11 protein-coding genes are annotated in these 13,453 nt (G+C 45.6%); 8 read left to right on the forward strand and 3 right to left on the reverse strand.

The genetic code is table 11. From position 1 onward, the window contains the following. Positions 1 to 21: 21 nt before the first annotated feature. Both V7K76_RS19865 and V7K76_RS19870 read right to left on the reverse strand, forming a co-directional pair. Complete coding sequence (locus V7K76_RS19865) at positions 22 to 1,149, reverse strand: type IV pilus twitching motility protein PilT (protein ID WP_334778829.1); 1,128 nt, start codon at positions 1,147 to 1,149, stop codon at positions 22 to 24. A 316-nt stretch (positions 1,150 to 1,465) separates the two neighbouring features. Then, the gene (locus V7K76_RS19870) at positions 1,466 to 3,469 is read right to left on the reverse strand and encodes a GspE/PulE family protein (RefSeq protein ID WP_334778830.1); all 2,004 of its coding nucleotides are present in this window, start codon (positions 3,467 to 3,469) and stop codon (positions 1,466 to 1,468) included. 657 nt (positions 3,470 to 4,126) lie between these two features. Between V7K76_RS19870 and grpE the strand changes: the two genes are divergently transcribed. Both grpE and dnaK read left to right on the forward strand, forming a co-directional pair. Further along, positions 4,127 to 4,867 (forward strand): nucleotide exchange factor GrpE, encoded by a 741-nt coding sequence (gene grpE / locus V7K76_RS19875; RefSeq protein WP_334778832.1) that lies wholly within the window; start codon positions 4,127 to 4,129, stop codon positions 4,865 to 4,867. Between the two features lie 225 nt (positions 4,868 to 5,092). Then, positions 5,093 to 7,051 (forward strand): molecular chaperone DnaK, encoded by a 1,959-nt coding sequence (gene dnaK / locus V7K76_RS19880; RefSeq protein WP_334778833.1) that lies wholly within the window; start codon positions 5,093 to 5,095, stop codon positions 7,049 to 7,051. A 401-nt stretch (positions 7,052 to 7,452) separates the two neighbouring features. Here the strand turns inward: dnaK and V7K76_RS19885 are convergent, their stop codons facing one another. Beyond that, positions 7,453 to 7,668 carry a hypothetical protein gene (locus V7K76_RS19885; RefSeq protein ID WP_334778836.1) on the reverse strand — a complete coding sequence of 72 codons (216 nt, stop codon included), beginning with the start codon at positions 7,666 to 7,668 and terminating at the stop codon, positions 7,453 to 7,455. Positions 7,669 to 7,898: 230 nt separating this feature from the next. Here V7K76_RS19885 and dnaJ point away from each other — a divergent pair, with 230 nt between their 5' ends. The 6 genes from dnaJ (at position 7,899) to V7K76_RS19915 (ending at position 13,181) form a co-directional block, all read left to right on the forward strand. Next, positions 7,899 to 9,029, forward strand: a complete 1,131-nt coding sequence (dnaJ, locus tag V7K76_RS19890) for a molecular chaperone DnaJ (protein WP_334778837.1) — start codon at positions 7,899 to 7,901, stop codon at positions 9,027 to 9,029. Continuing rightward, on the forward strand, positions 9,029 to 9,286 hold the full coding sequence (locus V7K76_RS19895; protein WP_179067213.1) for a sulfurtransferase TusA family protein: 258 nt from the start codon (positions 9,029 to 9,031) through the stop codon (positions 9,284 to 9,286). Before dnaJ ends, V7K76_RS19895 begins: the two co-directional genes overlap by 1 nt. Next, positions 9,283 to 10,389, forward strand: coding sequence for a small ribosomal subunit biogenesis GTPase RsgA (gene rsgA / locus V7K76_RS19900; RefSeq protein ID WP_334778838.1), 1,107 nt, complete (start codon positions 9,283 to 9,285; stop codon positions 10,387 to 10,389). Before V7K76_RS19895 ends, rsgA begins: the two co-directional genes overlap by 4 nt. A 92-nt stretch (positions 10,390 to 10,481) precedes the next feature. Continuing rightward, on the forward strand, positions 10,482 to 11,222 hold the full coding sequence (locus V7K76_RS19905; RefSeq protein ID WP_334778839.1) for a Uma2 family endonuclease: 741 nt from the start codon (positions 10,482 to 10,484) through the stop codon (positions 11,220 to 11,222). Between the two features lie 44 nt (positions 11,223 to 11,266). Then, positions 11,267 to 11,836, forward strand: a complete 570-nt coding sequence (locus tag V7K76_RS19910) for a Uma2 family endonuclease (protein ID WP_334778840.1) — start codon at positions 11,267 to 11,269, stop codon at positions 11,834 to 11,836. 352 nt (positions 11,837 to 12,188) lie between these two features. Then, a complete protein-coding gene (locus V7K76_RS19915; RefSeq protein WP_334778841.1) occupies positions 12,189 to 13,181 on the forward strand; it encodes a 2-hydroxyacid dehydrogenase in 993 nt (330 codons plus the stop codon). The last annotated feature ends 272 nt before the right edge of the window (positions 13,182 to 13,453 follow it).

Here is a 13,453-nt window from a genome sequence, read left to right on the forward strand (position 1 = left end):
ACTCCCCACTTCTCACTTCCTTTAATGCGCTCTGGCAGCTGCACCTGGTTTCGCACCTGCTGCTTGTGGTGGCACAGAAGTACCGATGAGACGTTGGATTTCATCTGGCTTAGAAGTCTTAGACATGGCCGCTTCAAAGGAAATCGTTCCTGCTTTATAAAAATCGGCTAAAACCTTCTCCAGAGTTTGCATCCCCAATTTGCCACCAGTTTGAATAGCTGAGTAAATTTGAGATGTTTTACCTTCTCGAATCAAGTTAGAAATAGCAGGAGTAACAATCAGAATTTCTTGAGCCATCACCCGACCATATTCACCGGGTTTAGGGTTTTTCTTAGACACCAAGGTTTGGCTAAATACTGCCACTAAAGAGTTAGACAATTGTACCCGCACCTGGGTTTGTCTTTCATGGGGGAAAACGTCAATAATCCGGTCAACCGTTTGGGCGGCAGAACTGGTGTGTAGCGTGCCAAATACCAAGTGTCCTGTTTCGGCTGCGGAAATCGCCAAAGAAATTGTTTCTAAATCGCGCATTTCCCCTACCAAAACAATATCTGGATCTTCCCGCAAAGCTGCTTTCAAAGCATTAGCAAAACTCTTAGTATCTTCACCTAGTTGTCGCTGGTGAACCAAACTTTTAATTGGTTCGTAGACAAATTCAATTGGGTCTTCCACCGTCAAAATATGCTCTGCCTTGGTGCGGTTAATCAAGTCAATCATTGCCGCTAGGGTTGTTGTTTTGCCGGAACCTGTAGGGCCTGTCACCAGAATTAGTCCTCTGGGCTTATCTGTCATTTCCCGCACGATATCTGGCAAACCTAATTTTTCAAAGTTAGGAATCTTAGAACTTAATGCCCGTAAACAAGCAGCATAAGAACCACGTTCTTTATAGACATTGACCCGGAAGCGAGCTAAACCTTTAACACCATAAGAACAATCCAACTCCCAGTTCTGCTCTAAGGTTTTACGCTGGGTGTTGTTGAGCATACTAAAAATTAGCCTTTGACATTGATCGGCTGTTAATACATGTTCACCTATGGGGGTGAGTTTGCCACTGATGCGGAAGTAGGGAGGCAAACCTGCGGATAAATGCATATCCGAGCCACCCAATTCAATCAATTGCTCCATCAAGTCTTCAATCATCATTTCCATAGTTCTGCTTCCTTTTAATATTTGTTATTTGTTCTTTGTCATTTGTCCGAATGGCACTAAGAAAAGCTCAAAAGCTTGTGTAGCCTCGTTCCCAGCCTGAAGGCTGGGAATGCATTCCGAGAGGCTCTGCCTCTCGTCAAGCTACTGGAGGCAGAGCCTCCCAGAATGGGTTCCCAGCCTCCAGGCTGGGAACCAGTCAGGGCAAGGGCTGTATCTTAACTTAGTGCCATTCGTCATTTGTCCGTTGTCATTTGTTTAAAGTTACTAACCATCGACCAATGATTAATGACCAATGACCAATGCCCAATGCCCAGTCTTAAAACCGAGCTGTCATACAGTAAGGACAATCCAACCATTCTTGTTTCAATGTGGCCTGGCAACTCCGGCAGGTAAGTCCAGTCTTACGTTTGGCTTTTAATTCGGCCTCCAAACCAGTATCAGTAAACGTCACCCGTTCTACTTCTTCTAGGGTGGTAGAACCAAGGCGCACTAAGTCTAAACTGTAAGCTAGTAAGGTTTTCATCCCCTCTTCTATTGCCACTTCTTTGATGCGTTCTGTGGGTGCATCTTCGTTAATGAGAGTTTGGAGGTTTTCGGTGACTCGCATAACTTCATAAACACCACAACGCCCTTTGTAGCCGCCGCCATTACATTTTGGACAAAGCTGATTTTTGGCTTTGGCTTCGGCGATCGCATCTAATGTCAAGGTGTTAGCTTTATAGAAGGTGACTCCGACATCAGAGGAAGCTGATAGACCATAACGAGCCAATTCTTCGGTTGTAGGAGTGTAGGGAATACGACATTCAGAACAGACACGCCGCACCAAACGTTGAGCGAGAACGCCAATTAGGGAACTAGAAACCATAAAAGGCTCAATCCCCATTTCTCCCAAACGTGCGATCGCACCTGGGGCATCATTGGTATGTAAGGTAGTTAATACTAAGTGACCAGTCAAGGCAGCTTCAATAGCTGTTTTTGCCGTTTCTTTATCCCGCGTTTCACCCACCAATAACACATCTGGATCTTGTCGTAAAAAAGCCCGCAGAGCGGTAGCAAAATCCAGCCCTTTTTCCCGAATCACCTGTACTTGAGTAATCCCTGGTAGACTGTATTCAATTGGGTCTTCTACAGTACTGATATTAATTCCGGGATCATTCTTTTCTGAGAGTGCAGAATACAACGAGGTTGTTTTCCCAGAACCAGTTGGCCCAGTTACCAAAATTAGACCGAAGGGACGGCTAACCATATCCTGGACAATATGTAAAGTCTCTGGATCGGTAATTAACTTATCTAATCCCAGTTGGGTAGAGGAGTTATCCAAAATCCGCAGCACCACCTTTTCCCCGTAGCGACTGGGTAAGGTATTCACCCGGAAATCGACTTTGCGCCCCTCAAACATCCGCCGGATACGTCCATCTTGGGGTAAACGTCGTTCCGCAATGTCTAGATTGGAGATGATTTTAAATCGGGCTGTCACCGCCGGGATAATTTTTTTCGGTAGGGGATCAAAAGCTTCCTTCAGTACGCCATCCTTCCGAAAGCGAATGCGTAAGTTTTCTTCTTGTGGTTCAATATGAATATCAGAAACGCCTTCATGTAATGCTTTAGCCAGGATTCTATTAACTAGGTTGATGACTGGGGCATCCTCTGCGCCCTTCATCGCTGCCCCTAGATCAGCCTCCATTTCTTCAGGAGCATCAGCAAGATCGAGATTTCCGAGGTTTTCTAAATCCTGATTAATATCTGTAAACTTTTCTTGTTCTAGGTGCTTTTGCCGAACAGCCATTTCATCCAGGTATTGGTTGATTAGCTGCTGGTAGTCTTCCTGGGTAATCACCATGCGCTGCAATGCCAAGCCTTGGGGGCGCAAGATGCGATTCAGGTCATCGGAAGCCTCTAGATTATCTGGAGCGACCATCGCCACTAAAACTGAGGGCGGGGTTTGGTCTTCGTGTTTCGACAGTGGTACTAAACGATGGCGACGACAGATATCGACTGGGATCAGGGTTTCAATCAGATTCCCCATCATCGTATTGCCAACAGAGTTGACTTCAGGATCGAGGAATTCAACTCCGTATAGGATTTTAAGTTCAAATAGCTGCTGTTTTTTATATTGCCTGAGCAACTCAGGCGATAGTTGTTGCCCAGTGATTGACTCTAGTACTTCCGTTAAGGGTATGCCAGATTTGCGGCTTTCAATTAGTGCCTGCCTCATCTGTTCGGTATTGACATAGCCAGATTGGACTAGCTTATTGCCAAAGGGCGAAAACTCTGTTCTGGTAGTTAGAGCGGTACTGCGCCGTTGTGGTGACGAGTTCATAAATGAGCAATTGATTTGGGGAAACCTCTACTGAAAGTATTCCCAGTCTGGGACATAGAATTCTCATTTTCCAAAAAAGTCCTAAGTCACCGAAACAGTTCTGAGTGCTGAGCGCTGTTAGCGGTAGCGAGGCGTTTAGCCCGTGCTGAGTTCTGTTAGCGGTAGCAGGGCGTTTAGTTGCAACAAAATTGAGTGTTTTAAACCCACGGAGGTGGGTAAAGCCTCGTGTAGACGCGGTTTCTAAGGGAACTCCAAGAAATAAATTATCTAATATTGTGGGGTGGGCAACATGAGCGCCCAGTTCATAGGGCGGGCGAGACGCCCACCCCACAAGAGTTAATTGGATATTTTTTTATTTGTCAGTCCCTAACCGCCCTTTTACTAAACCCCTAGAGCGCGGATCTATTTACCAATCTCCCCAGTCCCCAGTCCCCAGTACCCAGTACCCAGTCCCCAGTCCCCAGTCCTACTCGTTCGGGTTCCCGCCTTCGTAGCGTCTGGGCTAACGTGTTCACCATTTGTCACAATAAGAGGACGGTTAAATCACTTCCAGAAACTTGTCGGCAACAAAATCAGCCCCAGTGGCAAGTCGTGGATGACGACGGCTGCAAGCTGTGGAGATACACTGCCCTAAATAGGATCTGGAATGAATGGACAATGATCGATGAAAATAAACAGATAAACAACACAAGCCAGCAATTGGGTGAACCAACAGAGGTAAAGCAAGCAATGATGAGTGACTCCCCAGCCCAAATTAATTTCAATGAATCTGGTAGCGAGGTGACAGAGCAAGTGGCAGCCCAAACAGGAGATACGGCTACTATCAATCCAGAAAATAGCTTCGCTGCAACCGAGAAAACTGAAGTGGACAGGGCAGCTTTGGCAGAACTGACTCAACAAATCGAGTCCCTCAAAACGCAGCTAGAAGAACGTAGTACTCAATATATGCGGATTGCCGCTGATTTTGAGAATTACCGGAAACGCACTAGTAAAGAAAAAGAAGACTTAGAGTTGCAGGTGAAGCGGAATACGATTTTGGAATTGCTGCCAGTGGTCGATAATTTTGAGCGGGCGCGATCGCACCTCAAACCGCAATCTGATGGCGAAATGACTATGCACAAAAGTTACCAAGGCGTTTACAAACAATTAGTAGATAGCCTAAAGCGCTTGGGTGTATCGCCAATGCGTCCCGAAAATCAAGAATTTGATCCTAACCTCCACGAAGCAGTAATGCGCGAACCTACGGATGAACATCCTGAAGGAACAGTGTTAGAAGAGTTAGTGCGTGGATACTACTTGGGCGATCGCGTGCTACGCCATGCAATGGTCAAAGTCGCTGCTCCCAAGGAAGATAGCCCTGCTGCACCAGAAGATCAGCCGAGTTCAGCCAACAGTTAAGCTGTAATCGCTCGCCTCGCTGACCTGAAGTGCCTGGGTTCTAGTAAGGACGAGCATCGCGTACCTAAATAAAAACAAGGCTTTGGATAACTCTCTGTGTTGCAACTTCTCTTTTGCTACCAGCAATAGAGGTTCCACAGACGTTATCCGCTAGCCTTCGTTCTTAGGAAAAAGTTAGTTCGCGACATATTACAGCAGAATAAATAAGTAAAAATACTGGCCAATATGGGAAAAGTTATTGGGATTGACTTAGGCACTACTAACAGTTGCGTCGCAGTTTTGGAGGGCGGTCAACCACTGGTGATCTCCAATTCTGAAGGGGGACGAACTACTCCCAGTATTGTGGGATTTGGGAAAAGTGGCGATCGCTTGGTTGGTCAATTGGCAAAGCGTCAAGCCGTAACCAATGCTGAGAACACAATTTACAGTATTAAACGATTTATTGGGCGGCGTTGGGAAGACACTGAAACAGAACGCGATCGCGTCCCTTACAACTGTGTCAAAGGTCGAGACGATACCGTTGATGTCCAAATTCGCTCAAAAAACTACACGCCACAAGAATTATCTGCCATGATCCTGCAAAAACTCAAGCAGGATGCCGAAAACTTCTTGGGTGAGGAAGTCACTCAAGCAGTAATCACCGTACCCGCATATTTCACAGATGCCCAAAGGCAAGCAACTAAAGATGCTGGCACCATTGCCGGATTAGAAATACTGCGAATCATCAATGAACCAACAGCTGCGGCTTTAGCTTTTGGGTTAGAAAAGCAAGACCAAGAGCAGCTAATTTTAGTATTTGATTTAGGAGGCGGTACCTTCGACGTATCGATCCTGCAACTTGGGGATGGCGTTTTTGAAGTTAAGGCAACTTGTGGTAATAACCACTTGGGTGGAGACGACTTTGATAATGCGATCGTGTTTTGGATGATGGAACGTTTCCAAGAACAAGAGAAAATCGACCTTTCCCAAGATAAGATGGCACTGCAACGCCTGCGGGAAGCAGCGGAAAAGGCAAAAATTGAACTCTCCAGCATGGTGAATACCTCCATCAATTTGCCCTTTATTACATCTGATGACATCGGGCCAAAGCATCTAGAAATGGAACTTAGCCGCTCTAAATTTGAAGAACTCGCCGCGAAATTAATTGAAGCGACCATCGAACCACTGATCCAATCGCTCAAAGATGCGGATCTCAAACCAGAAGCCATAGATCGGATTATTTTAGTAGGTGGTTCTACGCGCATTCCCGCAGTTCAAAACGCGCTAATTAAGTTTTTCGATGGCAAAGCTCCCGATCGCTCCATCAACCCTGACGAAGCTGTAGCATTAGGAGCGGCTATCCAAGCAGGTGTATTGGGTGGTGAAGTCGATAATCTCTTACTCTTGGATGTTACCCCTCTGTCCTTGGGAATTGAAACCTTGGGTGAAGTGTTCACCAAAATCATTGAACGCAACACCACAATTCCTACGAGTCGGTCACAAGTTTTTTCCACCGCCGTTGATGGGCAAACCTCAGTAGAAATTCACATCCTCCAAGGTGAACGGGCAATGTCACGAGATAACAAGAGTCTCGGCAAGTTTTTGCTCACAGGAATACCCCCATCGCCCCGTGGTGTGCCGCAAATTGAAGTATCCTTTGAAATCGATGTCAACGGCATCTTGAAGGTTTCTGCTCAAGATAAAGGTACTGGTAGAGAACAGAGTATCAGGATTACCAATACAGGTGGTTTGAGTACTAACGAAGTCGAACGGATGCGCCAAGAGGCTGAACTGTTTGCTGAAGAAGATAGAAGACGTAAAGAACTGGTGGAACTCAAAAACCAAGCAGATAATTTGTTGTTCAGTTACGAATCCACCATCAAGGACAATAGCAACTTTATCGGCGACCAGATGAAAACCTTGGCCAGTGAAAAAGTTTCCCAACTCCAAGCGGCAATGATTGACTCCAGCATTTCCACAGTGGAATTTAAGCAGCGCTTAGAAGACTTCCAACAAACCCTGTTTGCAATTGGTGCCGATGTCTACAACCGAGCTAACAACCAAAACGATGAGATTGAGAAGGATTCAGCTAGTCTTTTTACTCCAGAAGTAGATTCACCAATGAACGGTACACTAATACCACAATTCAACTTTGATTTTGACGAAGAAAGTACCGCGCAGGCTGATTATGAGGCGATAGATTAGGGGTTGGGGCTGGGGACTGGGGACTGGGGACTGGGGACTGGGGACTGGGGACTGGGGACTGGGGACTGGGAACGCAGAGCGAAAATTCCTCTTCTCTGAACCCTTTCCTCCTCTACACTTGTAACTCTTCAGACCCCGTACCCAGCCCCCAATCCCAAATCCCAAATCCCAAATCCCAAATCCCAAATCCCAAATCCCAAATCCCAAATCCCAAATTCCAAATCCCAAATCCCCAATCCTCAATCCCCAGTCCCCAGTCCCAAATCCTCAATCCCCAGTCCCCAGTCCCCAATCCCCTAAGTTGCAAATTTTAATTAAGACATTTTAAAATATCTAAATATTTAGCGAAGTTTCACAAGACCCCAGGGGTTTGCTAGATTGTAGAAGCTAATTACTTTGAGCTAGGCAGTGTGCCAGTTTAGATGCACTTCCATTGCATAAGGGTGGTTTTCCACACCTAATGGTGCGGCTAGCCCATCTGGTTGATGGGCGGGGTTTTCCTCTGCTACGTAGCACAATTGTAAAAGAGACAGCCGACTCAGCAGTGAGAAGTCTGAGCAAAGGCTTCCCCTGCTCTTAACTTCTATAGCTTTTGTCGTCTCCCACGAGGAAAGCACCTGTTATTCAAGATTTGTCGGTGATTTTTGTAAAAGCTAAAGGGTAAAATCAATTTATTAACAAAAATTAATTTTATCTTCTGTCTGACCTCCGGCAAGCCACCCTCTAAAGGATACTGTGTTGCTCTTGCACATCTGTAGGCAAAACACTTTTCCGTATGGTAGCAAGTGACCGTGATCTTCTACTGACTTCTGCTTTCTTTCTTCCTTCTAACTTTTACCTTTGCTATATGGCCCGCGACTATTATGAAATCCTGGGTGTCTCTCGTGACACCGACAAAGAAGAAATCAAACAAGCCTATCGCCGTTTAGCCCGGAAGTATCACCCAGATGTGAACAAAGAACCGGGAGCGGAGGATCGCTTTAAAGAAATTAACCGCGCTTACGAGGTACTCTCGGAACCAGAAACCCGCGCTCGTTATGATCGCTTTGGCCCTGAGGGTGTGTCTGGTGCTGCTGGCGCGGGCTTTCAAGATGTCGGTGATATGGGTGGCTTTGCCGATATCTTTGAAAGCATTTTTAGTGGCTTTGCTGGCGGTATGGGTAATCCCACGCAACAAAGACGACGCAGTGGGCCTGCGAGGGGCGATGATCTGCGGCTAGACCTGAAGTTAGACTTTCGGGAAGCAGTATTTGGCGGCGAAAAAGAAATTCGCATTTCCCATCTAGAAAATTGTGAAGTTTGTAGCGGTTCTGGTGCTAAACCTGGAACCCGGCCTCGCACTTGCTCGACTTGTAGCGGATCGGGTCAAGTACGCCGTGTCACTAGAACACCTTTTGGCAGTTTCACCCAAGTCTCAACTTGTCCGACCTGTAATGGAACCGGGATGGTAATTGAAGATAAGTGTGATGCCTGTGATGGTAAGGGCGCAAATCAAGTCACAAAGAAACTCAAAATTACCATTCCAGCAGGGGTGGATAATGGCACACGCCTACGAATTTCTAGTGAAGGCGATGCTGGTCAACGTAGTGGCCCTCCTGGAGATTTGTACGTTTACTTGTTCGTGAATGAGGACGAGGAATTCCAACGGGATGGGATTAATATTCTCTCGGAAATCAAAGTTAGCTACCTACAAGCAATTTTAGGTTGTCGATTAGAGGTAGATACGGTAGATGGCCCGGTGGAACTGATTATTCCAGCTGGAACTCAGCCAAATACGGTGATGAAGTTGGAAAATCGCGGCGTACCCCGCTTGGGTAATCCCGTCAGTCGTGGGGATCACATGCTGAACGTATTAATTGATATTCCCAATAAAGTCACCCCAGAGGAGAGGGAACTATTGGAGAAACTGGCTAAAATTAAGGGCGATCGCACTGGTAAAGGTGGTCTAGAAGGATTCTTGGGAAATTTATTTAAGTGATGAAGCCCTCTTCTGTTTCAACTCCCGATGCTCAACTTGATTTACGCGGCACCCCTTGCCCGATTAATTTCGTGCGGACAAAATTACGTCTGGAGAAAATGCCATTGGGAGGTTTGCTAGAAGTCTGGCTAGATCCAGGTGAGCCAATTGAACAGGTTCCTGATAGTTTGACAATGGCAGGTTATCAGGTGGAACAAATTACAGACTGCACTAGTTATTTTTCTCTGCTAGTGCGTCGTCCAGTTGCTAGCCAATGACAGGGAAAAATTTTGCCGCAACTGGACAGTTATTGGGTACGGTGGTGGCTGTACAGGCTAATTTTTACCGAGTACAGCTGGAACCAGAGCATGGGGAGCAGGGGAGCAGGGGAGCAGAGGAGCAACTAGATTTAAATGCCTCCCTCCTCCTCTGTACTCGCCGAACACGCCTGAAAAAAATTGGACAACAGGTGATGGTGGGCGATCGCGTTGTGGTAGAAGAGCCAGATTGGGCTGGGGGACGGGGTGCGATCGCTGAGGTTTTACCCCGCCAAAGTGAGTTAGATCGTCCGGCGATCGCCAATGTCAACCAAATTCTATTGGTATTTGCCGTAGCCGATCCACCTTTGGAACCTTATCAGCTGAGTCGGTTTCTAATTAAAGCTGAGTCTACTGATTTAGATGTGCTTTTATGCTTGAATAAAAGTGATTTAATTTCACCGACAGAACAGCAACAAGTTAGTGATCGCATCCTTGGCTGGGGCTATCAACCAATATTTATCAGTGTTAAAGATGGTATAAATACTGAGCAAGCCGCCAGATATTTGAGCAATAAAATTACTGTAATTGCTGGGCCTTCTGGCGTGGGTAAATCCAGCCTGATTAATACGCTGATTGACTCTGCCAAGCTGCGAGTCGGAGAAGTTTCTGGCAAATTAGCTCGTGGTCGTCATACCACTCGCCATATAGAATTATTTGAGTTACCTAACGGTGGATTGCTGGCAGATACTCCCGGCTTTAATCAGCCGGATATGGATTGTCTACCAGAAGAATTAATCCATTATTTCCCAGAAGCCAGAAAGCGGTTAGCAGTTGCTAGCTGTCGGTTTAGTGATTGTCTGCATCGAGACGAGCCTGAGTGCGCGGTGCGGGGAGACTGGGAACGATATGAACATTATTTAGAATTTTTGGACGCGGCGATCGCTCATCAAACACAGCTACACGAACAAGCCGATCCAGAATCTACGATGAAGTTAAAAAGTAAAAGCAAAGGCAAAGGGCAGAGTCAATACGAACCCAAGCTAGAAAGTAAAAAATATCGCCGGATTTCCCGCAAGACTCAGTTACAAGACTTGCAAGAGTTATATCGGGATGAGGAATAAAGGAGTGCGATGTCTACGACGGGCTGCGCCTACGCACTTCTATGCAAAACTCGGTCACGATAGCATGGATACAAATAGAAAACCTATCTTGTATGTCTCAGATCCCTACTGCTACCCCTAGTTTAGAAGATGTCACTGAGAGTATAATTTTCCCACCAGGCGACATCTATAGTGACGAACCCCCTTTGGAATCTGATTTACACCGCGAACAAATTGATTTACTGATTCGTTTGATTAAATGGTGGTGGCGCGATCGCCAGGATTTTTATGCTACTGGCAACCTGACGATCTATTTCAGTCCCAACCAGAAAAAGTCAGAAGAATTTCGAGGCCCCGACTTCTTTGTGGTTTTAGATACAGTAAAAAAAGACCGCAAAAGCTGGGTTGTGTGGCAAGAAGACGGCAAATATCCCAATGTGATTATTGAGCTATTATCTAATTCCACTGCCTCCGTTGATAAAGGTTTAAAAAAGCAAATTTATCAAAATACATTTCGCACTCCAGATTATTTTTGGTTTGATCCAAATAACTTGGAATTACAGGGATTTCACATACTTGATGGGCAATACCAAGAACTTGTACCCACTGAGTCGGGTTGGTTGTGGAGTCAGCAATTAGGGCTGTATTTGGCAATATATTTGGGCAAATTACGCTTTTTTACACCAGATGGACATCTGGTGATGTTGCCAGAGGAAGAATCAAACCAGCAGTTAGAGCAAGCAAATCAACAATTACAGCAAACAAATCAACAACTAGAACAAGAACGTCAACGGGCTGCAATATTGGCAGAACGCTTACGAGGCGCAGGCATTGATCCTGAGCAAATATTCTGAAAAATAAAATTTTATCTCTAAACTAGACATGGGAAAATAATACTATGAACCAAACAATATCTGATCGAGTTCGTTGGACAACCTCAGACTTAGAATTACTCACAACTGACGAATGGAAGCGCTATGAAATTGTTGATGGAGAGCTATTTGTGACTAGAGCGCCTCACTGGAAACATCAAAGGACTGCGGGTAATATATGCTTCGAGTTACAACTTTGGTCTCGTTCCAGTAAACTAGGTGAACCTATTACAACTCCCGGCATAATTTTTACAGATGCCGATAATGTTATACCCGATGTAGTTTGGATTAGTTATGAGCGTTTAGCACAATTGCTAGATGATGAAGGGCATTTGAGAGGAGCGCCAGAACTCATTGTGGAAGTGCTTTCTCCTGGGACAACTAACGAACGTCGAGATCGAGAAGCCAAGCTGAAACTATACTCATCTACAGGAGTTCAAGAATATTGGATTGCAAATTGGCAATTACAGCAGTTAGAAGTTTATCGCCGAGAAGCTGCCCAATTAAAACTGATCGCAACCTTGTTGGCTGATGACGAAATCACATCACCACTGTTACCAGGTTTCGGGGTTATAGTTCAGCGTTTTTTTGGATAATTTTGGCGTAGCGTAGCCTGCCGGAGGCATCACTCATTAAACACAACAGCACCAATAAGCTAATCCAGAATCAACTCTCAAGGGACTTCCAAATAATAAAAATACTCAACCACTTCTTGTGGGGTGGGCGGTCTCGCCCGCCCAGTTGATATGGCGGGCAAGATGCCCACCCCACAAGATTGGGTAATTTATTTCTTGGAAGTCCCCAAGTTAAAAAGCAAAGACAAAGAGCAATTCCCAAGACTGACAATATTCAAAAGTCCCGCAGCTAGGCTTGTCGTAGACATCGCTCCTTTAAACGTCAAGGTATTATGTACTCGAACACCGAGCAGCATAAAGCCTGAGGTTTTGCATGAAAGTAGCAGTTTTCAGTACAAAAGCTTATGATCGGCAGTTTTTGTCAGCTGCAAATTCTCCCACCCAACACGAATTAGTGTTTTTTGAACCCCGCTTAAATCGGGATACGGCTATTCTTGCTGCCGGATTTCCGGCGGTTTGCGTGTTTGTACACGATCAGGTAGATGCCCCAACTTTAGAGCTTCTCGCTTCAGGGGGAACTCGCTTGGTTGTCCTTCGGTGTGCAGGGTTTAACAATGTAGACTTACAAGCCGCAGCAGACTTAGGAATTACTGTTGTGCGTGTTCCCGCCTATTCACCCTATGGGGTAGCAGAACATGCCGTAGGATTGATTTTGAGCCTAAATCGCAAAATTCATCGTGCTTATAACCGTGTCCGAGAAGGCAATTTTTCCCTAGATGGACTGTTAGGATTTAATTTGCACGATCGCACAGTGGGAATTGTCGGTACTGGCAAAATCGGTCTGATTTTAGGACAGATTATGAAGGGATTTGGCTGTCACTTACTCGCCTATGACGTTTATCGCAATCCAGAATTGGAGTCGCTAGGTGGAAAGTATGTAGAACTACCTGAGCTATTTGCCAATTCCGATATTATCTCTCTGCATTGCCCCCTGACTCCCGAAACCCATCACTTGATTAATACTGAGGCAATAGAACAGATTAAGCCAGGTGTGATGCTAATTAATACTAGCCGAGGAGCGCTGATTGATACCCTTGCAGTGATTGAGGGATTAAAGTCTGGTAAGATTGGCTATCTTGGCGTGGATGTCTACGAGCAAGAATCGGAATTGTTCTTCGAGGATTTGTCTGGCGAAATTATTCAAGATGATATTTTCCAACGTCTGACAACGTTCCCCAATGTACTCATTACTGGACATCAAGCCTTTTTTACAGCAGAAGCTCTCTACAATATTGCAGAAACAACTTTTGCTAATATTACTGATGTTGAACAGGGTCGTCCTTGTGCGAATGAAATTTGCACCTAAACTTTTAGCAATATAGCGGTTCTCGTTCAAGTGAGGTACACCCGTAGGGGCAATTCATGAAACCAATTCGCAATTCGCTTTTTCGCCCATGACGCTCCTATGTCGCTAACGCTGCGCTAACGCAATTGAATCAAGACAGACACTTCGGGGTGGGGTTTCAACAACCCTTGGGATACAAGGACTGTTTCTCTGACGAGACGCTAGCACGAACGCGCCACTTGCGGGCGTTAGCGTAGCGGGACGAAGTACGGTTTTAAACCTTCACTTTTTTC

It is taken from the genome of Nostoc sp. (assembly GCF_036917975.1).
Classification (GTDB): domain Bacteria; phylum Cyanobacteriota; class Cyanobacteriia; order Cyanobacteriales; family Nostocaceae; genus Nostoc.